This window comes from Borreliella burgdorferi B31 (assembly GCF_000008685.2).
Lineage (GTDB): Bacteria > Spirochaetota > Spirochaetia > Borreliales > Borreliaceae > Borreliella > Borreliella burgdorferi.
Genome location: NC_001318.1, coordinates 724,145 through 750,027, shown reverse-complemented (window position 1 = coordinate 750,027; position 25,883 = coordinate 724,145). Strand labels below are relative to the sequence as shown.

Sequence of the window (25,883 nt, the reverse complement as noted above, 5' to 3'; positions counted from 1 at the left end):
TCCTCCTGTTCAATTTAAATCTTCAAGATAATCTTTTAATTTTTGAGTTTTTTTGGGATTTTTAAGCCGCCTTAATGCTTTAGATTCAATTTGCCTAATTCTTTCTCTTGTAACATTAAAATGAAGTCCAACCTCTTCAAGAGTTAAAGAATAGCCATCTTCAAGTCCAAATCTCATTTTTACAACTTCTTGTTCTCTTTCAGGAAGAGTTCCAAGAATTGCTCTTATTTGATCTTGCAAAACTACAAAAGATGTGTGATTTGCAGGATTTTTTATTGCCTTATCCTCAATAAAATCGCTAAGAACAGAATCTTCCTCTTCTCCAATTGGTGTTTCAAGAGAAACAGGTTCTCTTGAAACACTCTTTACAGTTTTAACCTTTTTAAGTTCCCATCCAAGCCTGTCTGAAAGCTCTTCATCTGTGGGATCTTTGCCTAAAACTTGAATTAAATATCTAGTTTCTCTATTAAGCCTATTTATTTGCTCAATCATGTGCACAGGAACTCTAATTGTGCGAGCTTGATCAGAAATAGATCTTGTTATGGCTTGTCTAATCCACCAAGTAGCATAGGTTGAAAACTTAAAACCTCTCTTATATTCGAACTTTTCAACAGCCTTAATCAATCCAATATTGCCTTCTTGAACAAGATCAAAAAAATGAAGACCTCTATTTGCATATTTTTTAGCAATGCTTACAACAAGCCTTAAATTAGCCTTAATCAACTGATCTTTAGCATGCTGCATCATTTGCTTCCCTTTAGCAATCTCTTCTGACATGCTTATTATTTTATCAGTTGGATATTCATAATACATCTCAATTCTCTCAAGTTCTTTTTGGGCAAGCTGAGCCTCTGTAATCTGCTCTTTAATAGCATCTTCTTTAAGCTTGAGAGATTTTTCTATCTCTATTTTTTTTTCAGCAATAGTCAAATCTCTTCCAAGCACCCTCAAATCTCTTATTTTTTCAATTTTCAGCCTGCTTAGAATTATTCTTTGTTGTCTTTGTAAATCTTTTATTTTGTTAGCAGAGTCAATATAATCATCTGAGAAAATCCTTAATTCCTCTTGATACAAAGGAATGTCTCTCAAAAGCTCTTTTAGGGCCAATCTTTCCTTTTTTAAATTCTTTTCAAAAATATCCCCCCCAAGATCATACACCCTATGCTTATTATCTACATAACTTATTAAACGATCTTGAATTGGCTTTAAAGGAATTTTGTAAAAAGAGGCAATTCTTTTTTTTTTATTATAATAATCCGGACTACTCTCTTTATCCTTATCTTTTTCTCTTTTAAAAAACTCTTCTCTTTCCATTCTTGAGTAAATAGTATTCACAAGATTATAATAATTTTCTATAACAAGTCCCTCATTCTTAAGAATATTCTCAATTATACTCTCTCCAGAATCCATTTGCTTTGCAAGTTCAACTTCTTGATTTCCCGTTAATAAAAACTCTTTTCCTATTTCCTTTAAATAAAGCTTGATTGGATCTTCTGAGTGACTATCTTTTAAAACATTGCCTTTAATATACCCTGAACCTAAATCATCCTTAACAGAAATATCTTCTTCATCACAATCATCCAGCTTAACATCAATGTCAATATCTTCCTCATCACTTTGAAAACCATCATCTAAAATCATAAAATTTCTATCAGATTCAATCTCAACCTCTTCCTCTTCATCATTTCCATCTTCACTGACAACCAGATCTAATTCCGAAATTTTATTAACCAACCTTATTCCCCTATCCTCAAGTACCGAACAAATACAATCAAGAATCTCTGGTTCTAATATATCATCGGGAAGCAAATTTGATAATTCACTAAAACTAAGAGATTTTCTATCTCCCAAATGAGTAATAATACCCTCTATCAGCTTCGAATATTTCTTTTCCAAATCCGACAAAACCTAACTCCCTGGAACATCATCTATGTAGATTTTTAAATTTTTTCTCTGCATATTTAAAAACATTAACTCATTTATTTGAATCTTAGCATTTACCAAAGAGTCCCCATCATATCTTTTTTTGCAAAGCAAAACACGAGAATCTAATTTTCTTCTCTTGATTGCAAGTAAAATATGAATGAGCATCTCATCATCCACTTCAAATTCAGAATTTAAAATTTCTTCAAAAAAAATTCACTAACTTTATAGGTATCCTTTAAATTTTTTTTTAAATCCATTAATGAAAAATCTTTATTATTTTCAAATAAATTTTCAAAGCACATAAAAACTTTTCTGGCATCGACATTAATTAAATCACTATCAATAATATTGCGCCTTACTATGCTAAAATAACTAAAATTTTTCAACAAAGCTACTATTAGATACCTCTCATAAGAATCATCATTATGAGCATACAAATTTCTTTTATTATTGTCAACTACAAATCTTTCTTTTATTCTGTAATAATCTTTCAATAAAGTTGTCACACCAATACCAAGTTTATTGCTTAGCTTGTCTAAAAAAATTTTTTTCTGAGTATCTACTTTTGATAAATTTATCAAATTTAAAAATAAATTAATCATGGCATTTAAATCTACAGTTTTATTTAAATTATATTTATTAGAATAAACATCCAAAAGATATTCAAAAGCATCACATCTATTATTTAAAATTTTTTGCAAGGAGTCTACACCCTCACTTTTAAGAACATCTGCAGGATCAGTACCAAAATCCATTCGAACAACACTAACATTGATATTAAACGGCAAACAAATTTGATAAGCTTTTAAAGTTGCAGAAAGTCCAGCATCATCCCCATCAAAAGAAAATATTATCTCATCAGCATATCTTTGAATTAAAGCTAAATGCTCTTTTGAAAAAGCAGTGCCAAGAGTAGATACGGCTCTCTTAATCCCAGATGTAAAAAAAGCAAGAACATCTATATACCCTTCTACCAATATAACTGATTTTGTAGATTTAATCTCCTCAAAACCCTCATAAAATCCATAAAGAAGCTCCCTTTTTTTAAAAACTTCAGTTTCACCTAAATTAATATACTTAGAACCTTTCCCATCTAAATCTCGACCTCCAAAACCAACAACGTTTCCTTTAAAGTCTTTAATTGGAAAAATTAATCTTTGAAATAAAATAGAAACTTTGGGATTGGTTTTCGAGAACAAACCACTTTTTCTAAGTACTTCAGAAGAGTATCCTTTTGAAACTAAAAAATCATGAAGCTCTAAACCATTTTTAAAGTTAAATGGCAAATAACCAAGTTCAAATAAATCAACAATTTCCTTAGATATTGCTCTACTCTTTAAAACATAATCTAAAGCTTTTTTGTTTTTACTTAAAAAAAATTTAATGGTATTAATTAACCGAGAATTCAAAGAGTAAATTTTTGAAACCATGTCTTTATTTTCATTTTTATTTTCACTTCCTCGACTTATTTTTAAATCATCATAATGAATACCGGATTTTTCGCATAAAATCTTAAGAGCATCATTGTAATTGATTTTTTCCATATCCATTAAAAATCCAATAACATCTCCACCCTTTTTGCATCCAAAACAATAAAAATATCCTTGCAAAGGATTTACAAAAAAAGAGGGAGTCTTCTCAGCATGAAAAGGACAAAGACCTTTGTAAGCAGATCCCGATTTAACAAGCTTAATATATTGCTCCACAATAGCTACAATATCAAATTTGCTTTTCATTGAAGCTACAGTTTGTAAATACTTCATACTTCTTAATCCTTAGTAATAAAATTTTTAATATAATCTTTTGCCCCTAAAAGATGTGAAGAATATTCTGATGAAAATTGATGTGTGCCCAACTTAGAGTCTTTTACAACAAAAAATAAATATTGCGTATTTTTTGGGAAAAAAGCTGCTTGCAGCGAAATAATACCAGCATTTGAAATTGGAGTAGGAGGATATCCTTTATTAATATATGTATTATAAGGAGAATCTATCTCTAAATCTGAAAAATAAATTCTCTTAGGATGGCTTCGTCCTAGCTCCTCTGTAATAACATATTCAATAGTAGCACAGGATTGTAATGCCATACCAGATTTTATTCTATTATAAAAAACCGAAGACATTATTGGGGCTTCACTTTTAACCCTATATTCACGTTCAACAATAGATGCTATTATTACCCTATTGTAAAGCTCCTTACTTGAATAATCGCTAAGAACAACGCCTATAGACTTAAGCTTATTCAAAAAATTATCAACAAACATGCGAACTACATTCTTTATTTCTATACCCTTATAAAATTTATAAGTATCTGGAAATAAAAATCCTTCAAGAGAGTCATAATCAAGCCCAAGCTCATAAATAAATGATTTTTTGTTGATTAAAAAAAGAAAATCTTGAACATCATCAATAACAGAAAATTCCTTAAGCTTTAAAGCAATTCTTCTGCTAGTATACCCTTCGGGTATTGTAACATCAATATTTACGTTAGAAGATCCCTTTAAAAACTCTTTATATATTTCAAATGTAGAAAGATCGCCATTTATTAAATATTTCCCCTCTTTAAATTGTTTATCACTACCTAAAATATATGAAATAAAAACAAGAAGCAGCTCGGATTTAATTAATTTTTGTTTTTTCAATTCTTTAGCTATTTTTTTAACTCCCCAACCTTTTTCAATATTAAATTCATAAACTAAGCCATTTGCCAAAGAAGATAAATTTAAAAAATATATAAAAATTGACAAAATAGATCCCAAAAAGAAAAAAAGAATAAACACTTTCCCAATTTTAATAAGCACAAGAATCTCCTAGCTAAACAAAAGTCTTTGCTAATTACACTTTAGCTATCAATTAAAATTTTTAATTGATAGCTAACATCATATTTTATAACCAATAATAACTTTTCTAAATAGACAAAAATAAAAGCACCAAAATGAAACGACATAACACATTTAAAAGATCACAATAAAAATTATAAAAAGGCAAACGCTTATAATTTCACTAAATTGGGGAGGGTGGGATTCGAACCCACGTAGGCAAAGCCAACAGATTTACAGTCTGCCCCGGTTAACCACTTCGGTACCGCCCCATAAAAGCCGACTGTCGGATTCGAACCGACGACTGCGGTTTACAAGACCCGCTGCTCTGGCCAGCTGAGCTAAGTCGGCAAACAAAAACTAATAGTTAGTTTATAAAAATAAAATTCATTAGTCAATAGAATAATGATAAATAATTAATATAATCTTCCTATTAATCTATTTATTACCAGAAAGAAAAATTTTAAAAACAAGAGCAATAAAAAAAATTATAAAACTAAAAATTAAAATTAAATAATACTTAATTTTTTTATTTTTCAAAAAATAAAAAAATATCAGTCTAGTAGATTCAAGTCCAAAAGAAACAGAGCTTAAAATAATAGCAAGATCAAGATAAAATTTCTGAAAATTGTAAACAAAAATATTGTAAGAACCAGCCAAAAACACGAACAAACTTAACAAAGAATTTAAAAACAATACAATAACCAAAATTCTAATAAAATTTGAAAAACGTCTTAGATTTTTTACTTTAAAAGCTTTCATGAAATTTATAAATTCTTTATTATAAAAAGTGCTTGATTTATGATTTCCAAAAGATTGCCAATAACATCGGCTAATGTAATTGTTTTATTTTCAGTTACCATTGATTTGTAAGAAACCGTTAAAGATTTTCGAATAAAAACATTATGATTTTCCAACAAAGACAAGCACCTCTTTTTAAGCTCAATAAAATAATCCACAAATCTACTTGAAACCTTATCAATAGAAACGGATTCAGTTAAGCACCACTTCAAAATCCTTTCCTTATAAGAGTTATCAATTTTACCGTCTCTTTTATACCTTTCAAACTCTTCATTTTTATAATCAATCTCAAAGTAAATATTATAAATTTCTTTTTTCAAAGCAGTAATATTATTTTCAATGTCAACATATATATTTCTCAAATCATGATTATTGATTAATACGACATTATTTATAGTTCTTAAAACTTCCATCATTCTAACATCATATATGTTTTTAAAAAAATCATTAAGAAAATATAACTTTTTAAAACTATAACGCCCAAGATTTAATTCATTAAAAATCTCGCCTTTTAAATTTAAAATTAAACTAGGATCTCTAACAAGATTTTTTATTTCTTTGATAACAAGAACTTTTAAAGAGCTATCACGCTTTTTAATAGCCTGACCCATAACATTTAAAAATAAAATGTTCTCATAAAAATTTTTTACATCAAAAAAGGGTACATATTTTTTAGGAGATGCAACAGGATTTTTGCAATATACTCTAAAAATATCTAAATAAGGCAAAGTCCTCGACAAGCCAACAATCTTAGATACAATAGATAAAACATTTTTAAATACATATTCTACCCGAGATATATGATCTTCTCTTGAAATTATCTCTGAATTACTAATATCATCAGATATTGAAAAATAATTCGATATAATGCTTTTAACAATATCCTCATCTATCTCAATATCTTTTAATGTATACAAAATGTCAAAAAAAGAATTCAAATACTTACTAACACTTGAAAAGCTGGTTCCAAATCCAACCTCAAAGTCAACAATGCTAATATTCTCAGCACTATCTAAAAGATCTACATTAAAAAATGAAAAAAAAGATTTGTAAGGGAAAAACGCCAAACTATTAAAAACATAATAAAACTCAAACATATCCGAGACGATTTTGTAAGTACTAGATGGAATAGAATTAATATATTCATTTATCTTGACCTTAAGAGATTCTTCTAAATCGTTTTGGGTTTTTTCTTTTTTTAAAAAAAGCTCATATTCACCTTCATCTAAAAAATCTTCCAAATTGTTCTTAGAGTTAAGAACTTTGCTTTGAATAATTTCTAAAATAGTTTGCTCAACAACAATACCACCTTTTTCTAATTTCCTAAAAAATTCTTTCAATTCCATTGAATATCGGCAAACACTAAAAAACATTTCCACAAAACCAACATGCAAACATTCTCTCTTAAAATCTATTACTGGATTTTTACACATTTCATTAATTTGATTTTCCAGGTTTTTTATAACATAAGCTTTATATATATCTTCTTTGCTTTTATCTTTCTGAAAAAAATTTAAAATAGTTAACCACATTCTAATAAGAAATGATTCTTCCATTAAGCGCCCCGAAAGAAATTTTTCAAGCTGAGAATCAACATAAGGCTCATTACTACTATTGGGCAAAACAAAATCGGAAGAATTCAAACCTAAGCTTTTTCTTATATCATTCATCAACCTATCTTTAGTCTCTTTTGAAAGTTGACCTATAGAGTTGTATACGCTATTGTTATTACCACTCATAAAACCCCAATAAAACCATTTAAAAAATAAAGTACTACTTACAACATACTTCAAATAAATTAAAATTGTAAATCAATTTTAGAAAAAAATTATTTACACTATAATATAATTTTATATGAATCTAGGGAAAAACAATCCAAATATAATTAAAATTGGTAAAATATTTAAAAAAAATAACTACGAATTTTATTTAGTTGGAGGCGCTTTAAGAGACTTACTGCTTAATAAACAGCCTTACGATTTTGATTTTGCAACAAATGCAACTCCTGAAGAAATAATAACATTATTTCCAAATAACATCAAAACAGGAATAAAACATGGCACAATTGGTATTATTTTTAATAAAAAAATCTTTGAAATCACCACATACAGAATAGAAAAAGAATATGAAAACAACAGAGCCCCCAAACAAGTAGAATATACTAAAAATTTACTTAAAGATCTTGAAAGAAGAGATTTTACAATTAATGCAATTGCAATGGATATTTTCAACTTCAACATAATAGATTGCTATAATGGGAAAAAAGACCTTAATAAGAAAATAATAAGATGCATAGGAAATCCAAACAAAAGACTTGAAGAAGACGCCCTTAGAATACTTAGAGCAGCAAGATTTTCATCCACACTTAATTTTAACATTGAAAAAAATACTTTAATTTCAATGAAATATAAAAAAGAAAATATTTTAATGATTTCAAAAGAAAGAATAAAAAATGAATTTCACAAATTGTTAGAAGGCATAAATATACAAAAAGGAATTTATTATCTTAAAAAAGTTGATTTTTTTAAAAATTTTTTTAATCTAGAAATAAAAACAAAAGTAATCAAAAAAATTGCTCTACTTGATAAAAACAAATTTTATCTAAAGGCAATCACAATATTGACAATTAAAAAACCTATAAAAGAACTAAAAGAAAAATTAACTTTACTTAAATTCTCAAATAAAGAAATTAAGCTGATTTTATTTTATAGAGGCATAATCGATAATAACAATATTTTTAATGTCAAAAAATTAAGTGATATTAGATATTTGCTTAGCAAAAGCACAAGAGAACATTATAAAGAAATAATTGATATATACAAAGCACTCAAAGGAAAAAATAAAAGATATTTATTTATAATAAAAAACATAAAAAGAAAAAAATTGCTAAAAAATCCTCTCTCTTTAAAAGATTTAAAAATAAACGGAAAAGATATTCAAAATCTAGAACAAATAGAAAACAAAAATATAGGTAAAATTTTAAATATGCTACTAAGATGTGTAATTGAAAATCCCAAGCTTAATACTAAAAATTATCTTATAAAAAAAATCAAAACCTTAAAGGTTAATGTTTTCCATAGCTTTTAAAGCTACTTCAGCCGCTCTCATTTCGGCTTCTTTTTTAGATTTGCCCTTTCCATTTGATATAAAATTTTCTCCAACATAAAGTTCCACACAAAAAACTTTATCATGGTCTGGACCTATTTCCTTGTCTAGCTTATAACTTGGCGAGATTTTATATTTCTTTTGAACATATTCTTGCAACAAACTCTTATAATCTTTAAAATCCCCCCTATTAAACATCAATCTTATATACATATCAAAAAGTCCAACCACAAATTCTGTTGCTCTTGAAAACCCACTATCAAGATAAATAGCGCCTACAAAAGCTTCAATAGCATCTGCAAGAATGCCTTTTTTATTTCGACCATCATTACTCTCCTCCCCTCTACCTAGCAAAATATAAGAACCAAGATTAATCTCTCTAGCAATATTAGATAGGGAATCTTCACTAACAATATAAGATCTGGCCTTACTGAGCTCTCCTTCACTTTTATTTGGATAAGTTTTATAAAGATGATCTGTAATAATCAAATTAAGCACAGAATCTCCCAAAAATTCTAATCTCTCATTATTACTAGATTTTTGATCCAACTCATTAGAATACGACGAATGACACAATGCTGTATTCAATAAATCAAAATTACTAAAGTCAATGCTCAAATTTTCCAAAAATTTACTCAATTGAGATTTTCTTTCATTACACAAACAAAAATCAGAAGATTTTTTTTTCATCAACCCTTTCTCTTTTTAATAAAATTAACAACATCGCCTACCGTCTCAAATTCATTGGCTTCATTCTCTGGAATCTTATCATCAAAGGCCTCTTCAAGCAAATACAAAAGCTCATAAATATCTAGACTATCTGCATTAAGATCTTCAACAAATCTAGAGTCTGTGGTAATTTCATCTTCTTTTTTATCAAGTTGCTCAGATATAATAGACCTAACCTTGCTAAAAATTTCATCATTATCCATGAATACACCTTCCTTACTACAAGCTACAAACCTATTTCTAGATATTGGTTATTCCTATAATATCCACATTTTAAACAAATCCTATGTCTCACGCCAAGATTACCACAATTAGAACATTCTTGAAATTGTGGAATTTTTTTTCTCATATTTATACTCCGCCTTGTTCTACTTCTAGATTTTGAAGGCTTAAATTTTGGAACAGCCATTACTTTCTCCTAACTACTTTTAAACTACATTAAATTATCTTAATAATATATATATTAACCAAGTCATTTGTCAATAAACTTAGATTTTAATCTATTAAACACCAATTCTGGAACAAAATTAGAAAGATCAACATCCTTTTTCAACATCAATTCCTTTACAAAATCCGACCTTACATATAAATGTTCTGCACTACTTGGTAAAAATATAGTATCAATTTCAAAATTTAACTTATTATTAACAAGATATCTTTCAAACTCTATATCAAAATCATTAAAAGCCCTAATTCCTCTAACAATAAATTTAATAGAATTAATTAATGCATAATCAACAATAAACCCGCTATACCTATCTACAAGCACATTTGAAAAATTTAAAGACGAAATAACATCTTTTGTAAGGCTAAACCTCTCAATATCACTTAGGAAATATTTTTTTGATTTATTTTTAGCTACTAAAACAATAACTTTGTCAAAAATAGCCAACGATCTTTTAATTAAATCAATATGACCCCAAGTAATTGGATCAAAAGATCCTGGAAAAACTGCCACCCTCATATCAAGAAAGCCTAAACCCCCTATTAATATCTTTGAGAATTTTTTTACGCCATAGTGGTTGTTCTTCTAAATTTTCAAATTCAATTTCTTTAATAATTTTGAAATATAAATATTCTCCTCTAGAAGATGTATCCACAATAAAAAATTTACCAGCACCTTTATAAACTACTTTTTCATTACTTGAAAGATTATTTTCAGATGTTAATTTATTGATAACACAATCAAAATGAACAGGTTTATCTTCATTTTCAACCTTTAAAGACATGCTATAAACAATATCATTTATTTTTTTTTCACAAATAGCACAAGCAACATCAAGATTTATTCTTGTTTTAAATTTTATACTTTTTCTTCTAAATTTACCTTTAAAAACATTTTGTTTATCTGTATTCAAGACAGTCGATTTATTATTAAAACTGTTTAGCGGGGCAACATTTTGACTTTTGCTCTCAGAATTTAATCTTTTATTCTTAAAACCATAAAAACGCTTATTGTGTTTCTGAAAATTACTACTCTTGAACTTACTTTGAGTATATTTCAAAATTAACTCTCCTTAACTATAAAAAATAAATATTTACTCTTCAAAAAAATAAAAACAAATATTTAAGAACAAAATCACTCACATAGCCTGAAAGTTTTTCAAAAAATCAAAACTTTAAATCTTCAGCTTTTTAAAGACAAAAGCACAATTAAACCCTCATTGAAATTTAATAAGAATGGTTAATTAATGCTCTCAATTATAATAAATACACAACCAAGCTTGCCAAAATTATTTCCCAAAACAGCAAAAACTCTACTAAATCTTGAATAAAAATTTACAAAACAAAAGATCAATCAAAAACAATTTTTAACCTCAATCTAATTTGATTCATCTTATGACCTAATTTGCTAAAATATTTAAAATAATTAAAAACTAATGCTTAACTTTTTTAATAGTAAGGCGCTCCTTTATCTTCATAGCAGCCTTACCGATTCTATTCCTCATATAATAAAGCTTTGCCCTTCTAACTTTTCCCCTTCTTAAAACTTCAACCTTTTCTATAATAGGAGAATATACTGGGAAAATTTTTTCAACACCTATTCCTGAAGAAATTTTTCTAATCAAAAATGTTTTGCCAATTCCCTTGTTTTGGAAAGAAATAACAATCCCTTCAAAACTCTGCAACCTTTCATTACTACCCTCAATAATTTTGTAAACAACCCTCACAGTATCTCCCACATTAAAAACAAAAGCCTCATTTTTCTTATTCTGAGCTTCAATTTTTCTTATCAAATCCATTATCTTCTCCTATTATCTCTAAATATTTAAGGTATAAATCATATCTATTTTTCTTAGTTTTTTCTCTAGCTTTAACAAGCCTCCAATTCTTTATATTTGCATGATGTCCCGAAAGAAGAACTTCTGGGACCTTTATCCCCTTAAAATCATAGGGCCTGGTATAATGAGGATATTCAAGCAATCCATTTTTTACACCAAATGATTCTTCTAATAAAGAATTGGGATTTATTACTCCATCTAGCAACCTATATACACTATCTATTAAAACAAGAGCTGCAATCTCTCCTGAAGATAAAACATAATCTCCAATAGAAATCTCAAAATCAACATACAAATCTATAATACGTTGATCAATTCCTTCATATCTTCCACAAATTATAACAATTTCTTCTCTTTTTGACAAGGAATACGCCAACTCTTGGCTATACTTTATCCCAGAAGGACTTAAAAATATTGTCGTTTTCTTGGCAGACTCTACATGCTCAAGAGCAAAAGAAATCGGTTCGGCCTTCAATACCATCCCAGCACCGCCTCCATAAGGCAAATCATCACATCTTTTATGCTTATCTTTTGAAAAATCTCTAACATCAACAAGCTCAAAACTTACTATTCCCTTATTAATAGCTTTTTTCATTATTGAATTTTCAAAAAATGGCTTAATTATTGCTGGAAAAAGGGATAAAACCGTAAATTTCATTTTAAAAGATCTAGAACCTTAAGCTCAATTGTTTTTTCTTGAGTATTTATATCTCCAATATATATACTTAAAAAGGGAATAAAGAAAAATTTAATACCCACTCTGACCTCAAGAAATACACTATTTAAATATTCAAAGAAAGCTACAACTTCTCCTAGTTTTTTATTATTATTAACAATGGCATAGCCAATAAGCTTTCCTAAATAATATTCGCCTTCTTTTAAACTCGATGCAAGCGAATCATCAACCCACAATTCAAAACCAATCAGCGGCCTAACTGCCTCTGGAGTATCAATCTCTTCAAACTTCAAAAATAAGGAATTACCCTTTATATTAACATCTACAACTTTAACTTCAACACTGGAACTATTGCTTTTTTTTAAAAGAACTTTATTGTTTTTTAGATTAATAAAATCACAAAAATTATTGGATATGCTTTTAACCCTAGCATACCCATTAACTCCATAAGACGATAATATAACGCCTTTAATAAACATAGATTAATCTAAAATTTCCAATTGCACTCGCCTATTGGTTTTGGCAGCACAAGCTCCAAGCAAAGTTCTAATAGCCCGCGCAATACGACCCCGTCTTCCGATTATCTTGCCCACATCACTTTGAGAAACCCTTAATTCCAAAATAGTTGATTTTTCCCCTTCAATTACATTTAACTTTACTTCATCTTCTTTATCTACAAGAGACTTTACTATAAACTCTATAAGTTCAATCTCATTCCCATACTCTTTCATTTAAACCTCCTGACTTTTCGCATTCAAGTTGTTTTTATTTAAAAGCATTTTCACTGTATCACTTAAAATTGCTCCCTTGCTTATCCAATCTTTCATTCTATCTTCCTTAATTTTTATTTGGTTTTGCTTTTCAACAGGATGATAATAACCAAGTTCTTCAATTGCTCTACCATCTCTAGGAGACGTAGAATTCATAACTACAACCCTATAATAAGGTCTTTTTTTAGCTCCCATTCTTTTCAATCTTATCTTAACGCTCAAATTTATTCCTCCTTATTTTCCCAAAAGGGATGCAATCTTATTTTGAAAATCTTTATTTTTCATTTTTTTCATAATCAAAGTTGCTTGACTAAACTTTTTTATGAGCTTATTAACATCAAAAACAGTTGTTCCACTTCCCATGGCTATTCTTTTTTTTCTTGAGGGATTATTCAAAATCACTGGATTTATTCTTTCTTTTTTAGTCATAGAAAGAATAATAGCTTCTTCTTTATTAAAACTTTCTTCATTTAAATTATTGCTATTCAGCATTGATTTTGAAACACCTGGTAAAAAACTTACAAAATTAGAAAACCCTCCTACTTGTCTAATGCGCCTAAATTGACTCAGATAATCTTCAAAATTAAAACTGGCTTTATTAATTTTTTCTTCAAGCTTAATAGCCTCTTCTTTGTCAACAACACTTTGAACCTTCTCTACAAGACTAACAACATCCCCCATGCCAAGAATTCTAGAAGCAATTCTTTCTGGGTAAAAGGAATCAAGATCTTCGATTTTCTCTCCAACACCAATAAATTTAATGGGAACTGCACAAATACTTTTAAAAGATAATACAGCTCCCCCCCTAGTATCTGAATCAAACTTAGAAAATATTGCACCGGTAAGTCCAACATTCTCATTAAATTCCTTAGCAATATTTACAGCAACTTGCCCCATCATAGAGTCTACTACTAAAATGGTTTCTGCGGGTCGCAAAATCCCCTTTATTTTTTTTATCTCTTCAACCAACAAAGATTCAATTTCAAGTCGTCCTCTAGTATCAACTATTACAGAATCAAAAAAATTAGATTCAGCAAACTTCATAGACGCTTTAACAATTTTAATAGGATCTTTTTCCCCTTCAATTGAAAATACTGGAACACCTACTTGACCACCCAATATTTTTAACTGTTCTACGGCCGCCGCTCTAAAAGTATCAGCAGCTACAAGAAGTACTTTTCTATTTTCCTTTTTAAGCTTTAAAGAAAGCTTGGCGCATGTCGTGGTCTTGCCAGAACCTTGAAGTCCCAACATAAGAATATAAGATTGCTTATTGGCAGGATGTAAACTAAGCTCATAATTTTTGCCTCCCAAAAATTTAACAAGATTATCATTGACAATTTTAATAAACTGAGATTTAGGATCAATGCCCCTTAAAACTTTTACTCCCTTGGATTCTTCAATTATAGAATTTAAAAAACGCCTTATAACTCTTAAGTTAACATCAGCATCAACTAAAGAATTTTTAATAATCTCAATAGCCTCTGCAATGTTTTTATCATTTATCGTAGATTTTCCAGAAAGATAGTTTATAAAATTTCTAAAATTTGACCCCAAACTTTCAAGCATTAAAAACAACCCTTATTCTCAAAAATAATCTTGTCAAATATAAGATACAAAAAAAGGCAATATTAATCAATATCTCCTCCAGTCAAATAAAATTTATTAAAAATAACACTGGAAGCGGGCCCAACAACAGAAACTTCAGTATCTAATGAACTAAGCTTTAATACTATATTCTCTTTATTGAGCTTTTTAATCTCTTCTTTTAACAAATCAAAAAAAGCTTTTAATTTAAAACTTTGACCATAGAGTACTAAATAATTAAAATCAAGCATTCTTTGAATATTAATAATAATTATTGCCAAATATTTAACAGTATCTTGCATAATTTTATTTATAAAATCATATTTTTCATAAAGAGAAAAAATGTCATATATTGTAACCTTTTTCAATCTGCCCTCATACTTTTCATAAAGCTCAGGAATCTCACCATTCATAAATTCTTTGGAAATCAATCTCTGCAAAGCAAAATTAGATATTAGCATATTGACACAACCCTTATTACCACAAGTTGGACAATTTTTTTCTCCCTCATAATCAATTATCATGTGACTAACCATACCTGATTTATTATTAAAACCAGGGTAAACATTGCCGCCTGACCAAATCGAAAGTTCAGCAGTATCTGTGTAGTCAAAAAACATAATATTATCTATATTTTTACCCATAAATTCAGCAAGAGATAAATTTTTAACATAACTTTCAAGATAAACTGTTAGTGAAAAGTATTCCTCAAGTATTCTCTTAACAGGAACATCTTTTTCAATCCACGATCCATAGCTATCATTAACAATGCCCAATTCTTTATCCTTTATTAACCCTGTAATACTAAAGCCTAAGCCAATAAACTTATCTCTTGAGAAATTATGTTTCCAAATAATTTCTATCATATGATCTTTTATTTTTTCTAAAATATCATAAGCGCTAACTGGGGGCTCAAAAGAATGAGTCTCGCTTATTAAAACCTCGCATTTAAGATTGGCAATACCTATTTGAAAATAATTGCTAGAAATAATAACTCCCATTGAATACGCATAATCTTTATTAATATCGAGAAGTATTTCTTTTCGTCCATGTTTTTTAACATCAGACACCCTAGAGCCAACTTCAATCAAAAGATTTTCTTTTATCATTTGATTAGTCAAAATAGTAACTGCAGCATTTGTCAAGCTTAACTTACGAGCCAGGTCTGTTCTTGAATATTGCATATTTTTCAAACTAAGAAGAATTTTTCTTCTATTTCCGCCTCTAATTGAAACCATATTTTCACCCTGCATAATACACCTCCTTTATTTTTAAAATAAAAAAAATATTATAAAATATCATATCAAAAAAACCAATACAATATTTTATCTATTCTTAAAAGACAAACATGCCTTTATAAGGCTAAAAAACATTTTACATCATAATATCACATTCATAAAATATCAAAAACTTAAAGCTTAACAAAAAAGGGAATAAAATCATTTTTACATAAAAACTCATCAATAAAATTAATTGGATTTAAAAATAATAAATACAAGAAAAGCCATTTTGCCTTAAAAACCACTAACTTTAACTTAATTTTTCCTTAAAATAAGAAAATTCCATAGTAAAACTGCCCCTTCCTTTAGTAGAACTTCTCAAAATAGAAGCATACCCAAAAAGTTTCTCAAACGCCGCCTCTGATTTTATCAAGTCATACTCTCCAATATTGCTAACTGAATGAATAACACCCCCCATAACATTTAATGTAGAAATAATTTCGCCTGTATGCTCAATGGGTGTTCTAATTTCTAATAACATTATTGGCTCAAGTCTAATAGGATCTGATTTTTGAAAAATACTATGAAAAGCAAATCCTGAAATTGACTCAAAAGCACTCTCGCTAATCTTATTGGCCCCACAAACAATAGAAAAAATACTAACATTAATATCAATAATGGGATATCCAAAAATTCCACTTACAAATGCAGATGTAATTCCCCTCAATATTGCAGACTTAATTACAGGTTCAATGCCACATTCAAAATCAATTTTATTTCCCGCACCCCGCGACAAAGGTTTAATGATCATTCCAATTTTAAAATCAATATTTTTGCCAGCAAAAATATTGTTAAACTCAAAAACTTCTTTTACAATTTTGCCAGCACTTTCTCTGTAACTTACTTGAGGCTTTCCTGTATAAACATTAAGATTAAATTCATCTTTAATTCTTGTTAAAATAATCTCAAGATGTAATTCACCCATTCCAGATATAATTAATTGCCCTGTTTCTTTACTCTCAGAATAACTAAAGGTAGGATCTTCTTTAGATATTATTTCAAAAATTTCCTTAAGCCTAACCTCATCTGATGATCTTTCAGGCTCAACAGACATTAAAACAACCGGCTCTGGAAACATAACAGCCTCAAGTAAAACATTATTATTCTCTTCAACAAGAGTATCTCCTGTAACAGAAAACTTTAATCCCAAAACAGCACCAATATCGCCTGTTTTTACAAAATCTATTTGTTCATTTTTATTTGAAAAAACTCTAAAAATTTTTGTAAACTTTTCACGCTTACCATTTGAAGCATTGATAATTTTTTTATTAGGATTAATCTCGCCAGAATAAACTCTAACAAAATAAAGATGAGAAGCAATCACGCTTGAATATTGAACTTTAAAAACAAGGGCTGACAATTTTTTATTTTCATTAGGATCAACTAAAATTTTTTTATTTGTGTCTAAAGAAAAAGCGCTAAAACTTTTTTCAAAAGGACTTGGCAAGTAATCTACAATCGAATCAATCAAAGGTTCTATTCCAATATTTTTTAAACTAGTTCCCATTAAAACAGGAATAATAAATCTAGAAATAGTGCCTCTTCTAATCTCTCTTTTAATAATATCTAAACCAATCTCTTTGTCTTCAAGAAATAATTGAGTAATTTCTTCACTAAATTGGCTAAGAATGTCTATTAATTTTTTTTTAAAAAGAATCACTTTTTCAATAAATTCTTCTCTAATTTGACTATAAGTTAATTTTGGAATTCCATTTTCCATTGAAAAATGAAGCTCTTTATTTAAAATAATATCAACTACTCCTTCAAAATTGCTTTCATTTCCAATTGGAATTTGCAAAACCAAAGGAATAGTTTTAAATTTATTTTCAATATCTCCCACAACTTTAAAAAAATCAGCACCTATTCTATCCATCTTATTAACATAAGCAAGTCGTGGGATTTCGTATTTTTCTGCCTGTTTCCATACAGTTTCTGTTTGGGCCTGAATTCCATCAACAGCGCTAAAAATAACAATACCCCCATCAAGAACTCGAAGAGATCTTTCAACTTCTGCTGTAAAATCCACATGCCCAGGAGTATCAATAATGTTTATTTGGCAATCCTTCCAATGACAAGTAATGGCAGCTGAACTAATAGTAATTCCTCTTTCTTGCTCTTGAGGCATCCAGTCAGTAATAGTGTTTCCTGAATCTACATCCCCCATTTTATGACTTTTGCCAGTATAATAAATAATTCTTTCTGTGGTAGTAGTTTTTCCAGCGTCAATATGAGCCATAATTCCAATATTTCTAATACTCATAAATCCCCAACAACTACCACAGCCTCAATGCAGATAAATTCATTAGCACAGGTTAAACCTTTTAATAAAATTGCTATTTTGCATCACACTCGCAACATTTGCTTTCATTCTCATCGTGACAAAAACAATCGCAATTTTCAAGCAATGCCTTATGCATCCATAAATGTTTCTCAAGATCACTCATGATATCATCCATAATATTAGCAGTACCATAATCACCAGCAGTATCAATTAATTTTCTCATTCCAAAAATATTCTTCAAAATCTCAGTAAGACTGCAAACAATGCTTTCCATTGAGGGCAAAAAATTAGAAGTTGATTCAATATCAAGCTCCTTAATAAAGGATTTTTTCATAAACTCAGAATATCTAAATTCAGAATCATATCCAAGCATTCTTGAGCGTTCTGCAACAATATCAATAATTTTTTCAATATATTCATAAAGTTTTTGAGTTTTTTTGTGAATAACAAAGAAATTGGTATCTTTTATATTCCAATGAATACCTCTTAAATTAGAATAAAAAATATGCAAACTTGCTAACAATTCTTGTAATTTTAATTGTATTGCGTCTAAATCATCCTTTTTTATATAGCTTAAATACTTTTCCATAACTATCTCCTTTATATAATTATTATAATACATAATGAGATATAATTATGGTTTTAATACCATAATAAATAAAAAGGATATTTAATGAAAAAATTGATTATAATTTTTACACTGTTTTTATCTCAAGCATGCAATTTAAGTACAATGCATAAAATAGATACAAAAGAAGATATGAAAATTCTATATTCAGAAATTGCTGAATTGAGAAAAAAATTAAATCTAAACCATCTAGAAATAGATGATACCCTTGAAAAAGTTGCAAAAGAATATGCCATTAAACTGGGAGAAAATAGAACAATAACTCACACCCTTTTTGGCACAACCCCAATGCAAAGAATACATAAATACGATCAATCCTTTAATTTAACAAGAGAAATACTGGCATCAGGAATTGAACTTAACAGAGTAGTTAATGCATGGCTTAATAGTCCAAGCCACAAAGAAGCTCTTATTAATACAGATACCGATAAAATAGGTGGCTATAGATTAAAAACGACTGACAATATAGATATATTTGTAGTTCTTTTTGGAAAAAGAAAATATAAGAATTGACACCATTAAAGCTTATACTGTATACTACTTATTAGTAATAAAAGGGCTCATAGCTCAGTTGGTCAGAGCGCCTGCCTTACAAGCAGGATGTCGGGAGTTCGAATCTCTCTGGGCCCAAAAATAATCTAAGTCTCAATTACCTTTAGCTTTAAAAGCAAATCTATTTTAGAATCTTTAAGCATGTTATTTAATTCTTTTTGCACTATATTAGCTTTTATTAGGCTTTCAAAAAGAAAAATAAATGCTCCTCCTTTACCAGCGCCACTTAACTTACCAGAAAGAGCGCCCAATTTGATTCCCTCACTTATCAGCCAATCAAGAGTATCATTAGACAACCCCAAACGCTTTAAACAACATTGTGCAATATTCATTTCATTAGCTAAAGAATACACATCCTTATTCTGAAAAGAAGCATAAGAATTGCTTACGGCAAGGCCAAGCTTTTCAATAAAAACAAATAAATAAGCATTTGATAATAGATCTTTTTTCAAATTAACAACTATTTCTTTAGTTGTTAAATCTCTTTTTATTGCTCCTATTAGAAAATAAAAACCAGAATCTTTTATTTTCTTTGAATGTAAAACATTTTCTTTTTTCTCTAAATAAAAAGTTCCATTAAGATCGATTAGTCTAATATCCATTCCAGAAGATTTGCCATGAAAAATGTTTTCAATTTGATTTGCCAACAAAATTTTATTACAATCCTTATATTCAAAATGACTTGTAATATATTCTGCAAAGCATAAACTAAGACTAGCAGAAGAACCAAGACCAACTCCAATAGGAATTTCAGAAATTATATCAAACTCAATAGGATTAACTTTGCTATAATTTGAAACAATAAAACTTATAAGGCTATTTAATCTTGTACTGGGTTTTCCTAAATATTTCCAATTTTTAGATACACTATAAATCAGATCCATATAAATTGGAACTGTAGCGCCAATAACTGGGAACCCATAAACAGCGCTATGTTCGCCTAAGAACAATATTTTAGCAGGCTTTCTTATTCTTAGCATTTATCGCTTTCAAACTTAATGCCTTCATTCTCTAAAACAATTGAAATAATTTTTGACAAATTAAAAGCTTCAATATTGGGCCTGTAAACTAAAAAAGTTTCGTTTCCGGCTCCCAAAGCTTTAATCAAATCACATTGACCTAAAAGGTGATCAAAACTTGAAGGCAAAGCTGCCGAAACTCCTATTGCCTCTCCAATTGCCAATCCCAATTCTTTAGCCCTTCTTAAACTAGAAATTAATGCGGATTTGGAATTGCTAGCATTTAAAACAAGCTTTTTCATCTCCAAATTGCATTTCAATATAAAATCTAAAATAGAATTTCTATGTTTATTGTATTCACAAATAGACGTAGTAGTTTTAATTGCTTGCAAACCCTGCATCAAATAAAAATCATTAAACTCTACAGCACCCAGCTGCCTGCATTTAGGATTAAAGCCGCCTTCAAACTCAATAACACCCCCAAAAATACTAGTAGCAATATCATATCCACTGCCTATTCCTCCTTGAGAATACCTGTAAGCTTCCAAACAATATTTAAAAATTTCACCTTTCTCAACAACATTGGTAGCATTGTGAATTAAAAAAAGCCCACACACTATGCCAATAGCAACGACAGCACTTGAACCAAATCCCTTTTTAGTTCCATCATTAAAGAAAAAATTACTTGTATCAATATATACATCATACGCAAAATTCTCTAGATTAAAAAAACAATTTTGACTCAAGTAAGCAAACATTTTAAAAACAAAATCGCTTCTATTTTCTATTAAAGAAAAATCGTCTATTTTTTTCTTTTTACTAAAAAAGCGCCAAGAATCGCTCTTTTTAAAAGAAAAAAATGCTCTCTTGTTGATGGCAATTGCCAACCCCAATCCCTTTTCCTCTAAAATAGTATACTCCCCCATTAAAAGTAAATTTCCGGGTACAGAAAAACTAATCAAATCCATTCTAAGTCACACCCAACCTTTGAAACAATAAAATCAATGCCAGTAAAATTTTGCTTAAGTCCTTTTAAAATAGTATTTAAATTTTCCTCCAAACAAAGAAACTTTACTTGGGGGCCTGCATCCATCGTCTCAAATACAAAAATCCCCTCATTTCTCAAATCAGCAGCATACCTAATTAAATCTATTGTACTATTTTTAAAATAAAAAATAGAAGATGCAAACATTAAGGCAAACATATTCTGATAACTTTTTACAATAGTTGCTCCAAAATGTATAAAATCTTTTTTTAAAAAAAAATATAAAGCGTCTTTAAAAATCTTTTTACTAGAGGCAATCCAAGCATCATAATAAAATTTATGCCGTTTGCAAATATTCATTGCGGCTCTTGAAGACAATTCTTTTTCATTACTATCAATTATGGCAAATATTATTCGCAAATCATTAAAATAAGATTGATCTCTTAATTGAAAAGATTCTTTTGAACCCTCTTTTAAAATAGTAAACCCCCCGTAAATAGCCCTTGCCGCAGAAGCCGATCCTACTCTTGCAAGATTAGATGCGCTATTACAAGAATATTTATTAAAATATTTCAAAATACAAGCAGCAATAGAAGCAAAACCTGAACTTGAACTTGCAAGGCCTGCTGCTGTCGGGAAATTGTTTTTACTTTTAATTTTAAATCTAACATTTGGTTCATTAAGAATTTTTCTTGCATAATCAAAAAACACCTTTTCTCTATTTTTTAATATAACTGGCTTTGAATTTAAAATTATTTCATCTCGATTTGAAAGTTCAAGCTCACTTATTGAATAAAACTTGTCAACACTAACAGCAAGACTGGAAGTAGCTGGAATGTTTAAAAAAACATCCTTTTTCCCCCAATATTTAATTAAAGCTAAGCTTGCATGAACTTTACACTTTATTTTCATTCTCTAACCTTATTTTCTTCAAAATTTTAAAAGCAAAATCAAAAGAATAAATATTCATTCTTTCCATTTCCAATAATAATTTGTCTTTTTCAAAATCAGAAATATTATATTTTGTCTTTAAAAGATGGAGTATTTTATTAACATGCAATCTCATATGACCCTTTTGAATCCCATTAAATGCAAGAGCCCTTAATGCTGCAAAATTACTAGCAAGTCCAACACAAGAGAGAATACCAATAAATTCGCTCTTACTATTTACATTCATAATTTTAAAACTTAAAATTGAAGCTTCATTAAAAGATATAACCCCACCTTTAGTTCCAACTTGCAAAGGAATTTCAATTTCTCCAACTAAAGCATTGTCAGTAGTATAAAATTTACTAAGGGGAAAATATTTGCCGCTTTTTGAAGCAAATTTATGAACAGAGGCCTCAAGAGCTCTTGTGTCATTAAAAGTTGCAAGACACACCCCTGTAATTCCATTCATAATACCTTTATTATTAGTAACAGCTCGCTCCTCTTCGTAAAAACCTATACTAGAAATAAGTTCAATTTTTTTAGCCAAATTCCAAGAATCCTCTTTACCCGGTAGCAAATGCTTAAAATCTAAAACAAAACGGGCTTTGGCTGTAAATTCACTAATATCATTGCTTAAAACTTTTAAAACACACTCATATCCGAATTCTAAAAAAATAAATTCTGCTACACGCTCTGCAATTGAGTTTAGCAAATTAGCACCCATAGCATCACAAGTATCCACATAAATATTTAATTTTTGAATACCTAATTCTTTAATGTGCCTAGTTGACAACCTTCTAAATCCACCCCCCCTTTGATTCATATTGGTTAAAAGAGGTTCAATCCAAGTCTTAATTTTATCACCAAGGTCAACAAAAATTTTACTTAAATCTTTTTCCGATTTTATATAAATTTGCGAAATTCCCAACACTTCACCCAAAGAATACCTTAAATCAGCATTTTCAAGAATCTTTGCCGCAAAATTTAGGGCAGCAACAACAGAAGATTCTTCTGTTGCAATTGGCAAAGAATAGTATTTGCCATTTATTTTCAAATTTTTTACAATTCCAATAGGAAAAGATAAATATCCAATATAATTTTCTATCATATTAAAAAGAAAATCTTCATTGGCATTATTATAAAAAAAATCTTTATAAGATAATTCCAAAAAACTTTTTATCTCTTGCCTTTTTTCTAAAACGCTTTTATGTCTAAAATTTTTACTAAGTTCCATAAAACTGCTTAAAGACTCCAAGTTCATCAAGCAAATAACTACTTAAAAAATACTTATTATTTCTAAACTCTAATAAACTTTTGCTTCCACTTAAAAACATAGACATTTTTAAAATATGTTCATAATCAGAAAAAAGACCAAATACAGCATCTTCTCCTGAATCATAAAAAGCCCTAAGAACAACTGCTGCAACACCTATAAGCCTGGCTCCAAGGGCAATGCCTTTAGCAATATCCATGCCCGTCTCATATCCACCAGATGCAAAAATATTAGCCTTTAGAGAATCATCAATACTAAGTAAAGTAAAAACCGAAGGTATACCCCAATCAGAAAAACAAGATGCAATGTTTAGATTATTACTCTTCATGCCTTCTACTAAAATCCAATTAGTTCCACCACTCCCTGCAAGATCAACATAAGAAGCACCAAGGCTGAACAATTCCTTAACGTCTTTTGGCGAAATTCCAAAACCTGTCTCTTTAACAATCAATGGAACACTTAAAAAGTCTGACAATTTGGCTATTGACTCTCTTATTCCTTTAAAATTTCTATCTCCATCAACCTTCATCAATTCTTGTCCTGCATTAAGATGAACAATAATTGCATCAACTTCTAATCTTTTAATCATTTCAGCTATTTTAGAAATACCAAATTCAACAATCTGAACAGCACCAACATTGGCAAACAAAGGAATATTATGAGCATACCTTTTAAGAGTAAAGTCTCTTATGTACTCGGGATACTTAAACAAAAGCTTAAAAGAACCTAGCCCTATAGGAATTTTTAAATAATTTGCAATTCTAACTAAAGATTTATTAAAGTCATTCCCCTCTTTACTGCCCCCTGTCATGGAAGAAATAAAAACAGGCATACTAATATTGTATCCAAATATCTCTTCTTTTATGTTTATCTCGGAAAAATTAAAATCACTAAGAGCATTGTGTTTTAGCTTAATAAACTTTAAGAAATTACAGCCACCTTTAACATCGTTTTTATTTAAACAAATCTCAATATGCCTTTTTTTATTTTCTAATATATTAGGCTCGATACCCATAAACTCGGTATCCATCATTCCTTAGTTCTTTTAAATAAAATCCTCTGGATTCACCAGGAATTATTTTATTTTGAAAAAAATCTTTATATTCTTCAAAATTTGCATTATTTCTATTTTTTATAAGACCTTCAAGATCCCATAATTTAATAACATCAAAAGCACTCTTTTCGATGGTAAGTTCATAAATAATCATAATATTGCCAGATCCATAAGAGCAAAACAATATCTTTTCCCCTGTAATATCTTTCTTGGAAAATACTCTTTTTAAATAAAATGCTAAAGATAGAAAAATTGAACCTGTATACAAATTTCCCACTTCCATAGCAGCTTCAACTCCATCGTAAAAATCTATTGATTCTAAATAAGCATTTCTAACAGATTCGTCATCGCTATAATATTTTTTCAAAATATAATGCATTGAATCTATTGGCATTTTAGCAAAAGGAACATGCAAAACAAACCTATAATTAGAAAATAAATCTTTCATACTAAGTTGCTTTTTGAAAGCAAAATCTCTTAAAGCATTTTCGTTTGCATTATTGTAACATTCAACTGAATACTGACCTCGCACCTTAGCCTCAACACTTCCAAAAGGCCTAAAAAAATCGTCAACATCATCAGTATAAACTCCAAATTCAGATAAATTGATCGAAAGTAGCTTTGGATTTTTTTCAATCAAAATTGCAGTTGCGCCGGCTCCTTGGGTAATCTCAGCCGTAGTAAGATTGCTATAATGTGCAATATCTGAAGAAAAAACTATGCCGTATTCAGAATTATTGGAATGGCTTAAAACACTTGCCACAGTGTGCAAAGACATAGCAGCACCAGCACACGCATGTTGAACCTGGAAAGTTAGAAAATTATTTCCCAGACAAATACCAGATTGCTTTAAGGCTCCAAAAACATAAGAAGAAATGGCCTTTGAATGATCAACGCCTGTTTCAGTTCCACCCAAAAGTATTCTAATTTTGCTTAAATCAAGATTATTGTTGTCAAAAATAAGCTTAACAGCCGAACTTGCCATGGTTACACTATCCTCATTAGGACTGGTAAACCTAAAACCTTTTTGCAAGGTTGCATCTATTGCTCTATTGATTTTTTTAAAAAAAACTTCATTAGAAAAATATAAAGGATTTTCCAAAAGAACAGAAAAATCTAAATAATTTAAAGGTAAAAAAATTCTAATATCACTAATACCTATTCTCATATACTCCTCAATGAATTAATGGCCTTAAGTATTATATTATAATTTACAAAAATTAGCAAAATCTTATATAATAAAACCT

The 25,883-nt window shown here is 29.1% G+C and carries 26 protein-coding genes, 3 tRNA genes and 1 pseudogene; 3 read left to right on the top strand and 27 right to left on the bottom strand.

Annotated features, from left to right (window positions below):
* Nucleotides 1-9 precede the first annotated feature (9 nt).
* The 7 genes and pseudogenes from rpoD to BB_RS03575 all read right to left on the bottom strand — a co-directional run bounded on the left by rpoD (nucleotide 10) and on the right by BB_RS03575 (nucleotide 7,284).
* Nucleotides 10-1,905, bottom strand: coding sequence for an RNA polymerase sigma factor RpoD (gene rpoD, locus BB_RS03605; RefSeq protein WP_002656292.1), 1,896 nt, complete (start codon nucleotides 1,903-1,905; stop codon nucleotides 10-12).
* Between the two features lie 3 nt (nucleotides 1,906-1,908).
* A pseudogene (gene dnaG / locus BB_RS03600) lies at nucleotides 1,909-3,689 on the bottom strand (DNA primase).
* A 5-nt stretch (nucleotides 3,690-3,694) separates the two neighbouring features.
* Nucleotides 3,695-4,726, bottom strand: coding sequence for an endolytic transglycosylase MltG (gene mltG / locus BB_RS03595; RefSeq protein ID WP_010889805.1), 1,032 nt, complete (start codon nucleotides 4,724-4,726; stop codon nucleotides 3,695-3,697).
* Between the two features lie 208 nt (nucleotides 4,727-4,934).
* Nucleotides 4,935-5,016, bottom strand: a tRNA-Tyr gene (locus BB_RS03590).
* Nucleotides 5,017-5,021: 5 nt separating this feature from the next.
* Nucleotides 5,022-5,095: transfer RNA gene (locus BB_RS03585), tRNA-Thr, on the bottom strand.
* Nucleotides 5,096-5,182: 87 nt separating this feature from the next.
* Complete coding sequence (locus BB_RS03580; RefSeq protein ID WP_002557295.1) at nucleotides 5,183-5,506, bottom strand: hypothetical protein; 324 nt, start codon at nucleotides 5,504-5,506, stop codon at nucleotides 5,183-5,185.
* A gap of 5 nt (nucleotides 5,507-5,511) precedes the next feature.
* Nucleotides 5,512-7,284: a hypothetical protein gene (locus tag BB_RS03575; protein ID WP_010889804.1), complete on the bottom strand. Its 1,773-nt coding sequence runs from the start codon at nucleotides 7,282-7,284 to the stop codon at nucleotides 5,512-5,514.
* Between the two features lie 115 nt (nucleotides 7,285-7,399).
* On the opposite strand from BB_RS03575, the gene BB_RS03570 reads away from it, so the two are divergent.
* Nucleotides 7,400-8,632 (top strand): CCA tRNA nucleotidyltransferase, encoded by a 1,233-nt coding sequence (locus BB_RS03570; protein ID WP_010889803.1) that lies wholly within the window; start codon nucleotides 7,400-7,402, stop codon nucleotides 8,630-8,632.
* Here BB_RS03570 and rnc read toward each other — a convergent pair.
* The 14 genes from rnc to napA form a co-directional block, all read right to left on the bottom strand.
* Entirely contained in the window at nucleotides 8,603-9,340 is a 738-nt protein-coding gene (gene rnc, locus BB_RS03565; RefSeq protein ID WP_002557292.1) for a ribonuclease III, read from the bottom strand. The genes BB_RS03570 and rnc overlap by 30 nt on opposite strands.
* Nucleotides 9,340-9,582 (bottom strand): acyl carrier protein, encoded by a 243-nt coding sequence (acpP, locus tag BB_RS03560; protein WP_002656801.1) that lies wholly within the window; start codon nucleotides 9,580-9,582, stop codon nucleotides 9,340-9,342. The genes rnc and acpP overlap by 1 nt, the downstream gene beginning before the upstream one ends.
* Before the next feature lie 23 nt (nucleotides 9,583-9,605).
* Nucleotides 9,606-9,788 (bottom strand): 50S ribosomal protein L32, encoded by a 183-nt coding sequence (gene rpmF / locus BB_RS03555; RefSeq protein WP_002557290.1) that lies wholly within the window; start codon nucleotides 9,786-9,788, stop codon nucleotides 9,606-9,608.
* 63 nt (nucleotides 9,789-9,851) lie between these two features.
* The gene (gene coaD, locus BB_RS03550; protein ID WP_002656002.1) at nucleotides 9,852-10,343 is read right to left on the bottom strand and encodes a pantetheine-phosphate adenylyltransferase; all 492 of its coding nucleotides are present in this window, start codon (nucleotides 10,341-10,343) and stop codon (nucleotides 9,852-9,854) included.
* Nucleotide 10,344: 1 nt separating this feature from the next.
* On the bottom strand, nucleotides 10,345-10,884 hold the full coding sequence (locus BB_RS03545) for a hypothetical protein (RefSeq protein ID WP_002656268.1): 540 nt from the start codon (nucleotides 10,882-10,884) through the stop codon (nucleotides 10,345-10,347).
* A 372-nt stretch (nucleotides 10,885-11,256) separates the two neighbouring features.
* Nucleotides 11,257-11,622: a 50S ribosomal protein L19 gene (rplS, locus tag BB_RS03540; protein WP_002656814.1), complete on the bottom strand. Its 366-nt coding sequence runs from the start codon at nucleotides 11,620-11,622 to the stop codon at nucleotides 11,257-11,259.
* Nucleotides 11,600-12,319: a tRNA (guanosine(37)-N1)-methyltransferase TrmD gene (gene trmD, locus BB_RS03535; protein ID WP_002657057.1), complete on the bottom strand. Its 720-nt coding sequence runs from the start codon at nucleotides 12,317-12,319 to the stop codon at nucleotides 11,600-11,602. The genes rplS and trmD overlap by 23 nt, the downstream gene beginning before the upstream one ends.
* Nucleotides 12,316-12,816 (bottom strand): ribosome maturation factor RimM, encoded by a 501-nt coding sequence (rimM, locus tag BB_RS03530; protein ID WP_002664616.1) that lies wholly within the window; start codon nucleotides 12,814-12,816, stop codon nucleotides 12,316-12,318. The genes trmD and rimM overlap by 4 nt, the downstream gene beginning before the upstream one ends.
* Nucleotides 12,817-12,819: 3 nt before the next feature.
* Nucleotides 12,820-13,068, bottom strand: coding sequence for a KH domain-containing protein (locus BB_RS03525; RefSeq protein ID WP_002557283.1), 249 nt, complete (start codon nucleotides 13,066-13,068; stop codon nucleotides 12,820-12,822).
* Nucleotides 13,069-13,329, bottom strand: coding sequence for a 30S ribosomal protein S16 (gene rpsP, locus BB_RS03520; RefSeq protein WP_002557282.1), 261 nt, complete (start codon nucleotides 13,327-13,329; stop codon nucleotides 13,069-13,071).
* Between the two features lie 12 nt (nucleotides 13,330-13,341).
* On the bottom strand, nucleotides 13,342-14,676 hold the full coding sequence (gene ffh, locus BB_RS03515) for a signal recognition particle protein (protein ID WP_010889802.1): 1,335 nt from the start codon (nucleotides 14,674-14,676) through the stop codon (nucleotides 13,342-13,344).
* A 62-nt stretch (nucleotides 14,677-14,738) separates the two neighbouring features.
* Nucleotides 14,739-15,947 (bottom strand): host adaptation transcriptional regulator BadR, encoded by a 1,209-nt coding sequence (badR, locus tag BB_RS03510; protein ID WP_002557280.1) that lies wholly within the window; start codon nucleotides 15,945-15,947, stop codon nucleotides 14,739-14,741.
* 277 nt (nucleotides 15,948-16,224) lie between these two features.
* Nucleotides 16,225-18,234, bottom strand: coding sequence for an elongation factor G (gene fusA, locus BB_RS03505; RefSeq protein WP_010889801.1), 2,010 nt, complete (start codon nucleotides 18,232-18,234; stop codon nucleotides 16,225-16,227).
* Nucleotides 18,235-18,307: 73 nt separating this feature from the next.
* The gene (napA, locus tag BB_RS03500) at nucleotides 18,308-18,844 is read right to left on the bottom strand and encodes a neutrophil-activating protein NapA (RefSeq protein WP_002656543.1); all 537 of its coding nucleotides are present in this window, start codon (nucleotides 18,842-18,844) and stop codon (nucleotides 18,308-18,310) included.
* 84 nt (nucleotides 18,845-18,928) lie between these two features.
* On the opposite strand from napA, the gene BB_RS03495 reads away from it, so the two are divergent.
* Complete coding sequence (locus BB_RS03495; protein WP_002662208.1) at nucleotides 18,929-19,396, top strand: BB0689 family surface lipoprotein; 468 nt, start codon at nucleotides 18,929-18,931, stop codon at nucleotides 19,394-19,396.
* Between the two features lie 43 nt (nucleotides 19,397-19,439).
* A tRNA-Val gene (locus BB_RS03490) sits at nucleotides 19,440-19,513 on the top strand.
* A gap of 8 nt (nucleotides 19,514-19,521) precedes the next feature.
* On the opposite strand, the gene mvk is transcribed toward BB_RS03490, so the two are convergent.
* Genes mvk through BB_RS03460 form a run of 6 tightly spaced genes read right to left on the bottom strand, consistent with a single transcriptional unit; the run spans nucleotide 19,522 to nucleotide 25,804 of the window.
* The gene (gene mvk, locus BB_RS03485) at nucleotides 19,522-20,415 is read right to left on the bottom strand and encodes a mevalonate kinase (RefSeq protein WP_010889800.1); all 894 of its coding nucleotides are present in this window, start codon (nucleotides 20,413-20,415) and stop codon (nucleotides 19,522-19,524) included.
* Nucleotides 20,409-21,362 carry a GHMP family kinase ATP-binding protein gene (locus BB_RS03480; protein ID WP_002657428.1) on the bottom strand — a complete coding sequence of 318 codons (954 nt, stop codon included), beginning with the start codon at nucleotides 21,360-21,362 and terminating at the stop codon, nucleotides 20,409-20,411. Before BB_RS03480 ends, mvk begins: the two co-directional genes overlap by 7 nt.
* Nucleotides 21,353-22,291: a diphosphomevalonate decarboxylase gene (gene mvaD, locus BB_RS03475; RefSeq protein ID WP_002656862.1), complete on the bottom strand. Its 939-nt coding sequence runs from the start codon at nucleotides 22,289-22,291 to the stop codon at nucleotides 21,353-21,355. Before mvaD ends, BB_RS03480 begins: the two co-directional genes overlap by 10 nt.
* Entirely contained in the window at nucleotides 22,275-23,543 is a 1,269-nt protein-coding gene (locus BB_RS03470) for a hydroxymethylglutaryl-CoA reductase, degradative (protein WP_020948784.1), read from the bottom strand. The genes mvaD and BB_RS03470 overlap by 17 nt, the downstream gene beginning before the upstream one ends.
* The gene (fni, locus tag BB_RS03465; protein WP_002657423.1) at nucleotides 23,533-24,597 is read right to left on the bottom strand and encodes a type 2 isopentenyl-diphosphate Delta-isomerase; all 1,065 of its coding nucleotides are present in this window, start codon (nucleotides 24,595-24,597) and stop codon (nucleotides 23,533-23,535) included. The genes BB_RS03470 and fni overlap by 11 nt, the downstream gene beginning before the upstream one ends.
* The gene (locus BB_RS03460; protein WP_010889798.1) at nucleotides 24,581-25,804 is read right to left on the bottom strand and encodes a hydroxymethylglutaryl-CoA synthase; all 1,224 of its coding nucleotides are present in this window, start codon (nucleotides 25,802-25,804) and stop codon (nucleotides 24,581-24,583) included. Before BB_RS03460 ends, fni begins: the two co-directional genes overlap by 17 nt.
* Nucleotides 25,805-25,883: the final 79 nt, after the last annotated feature.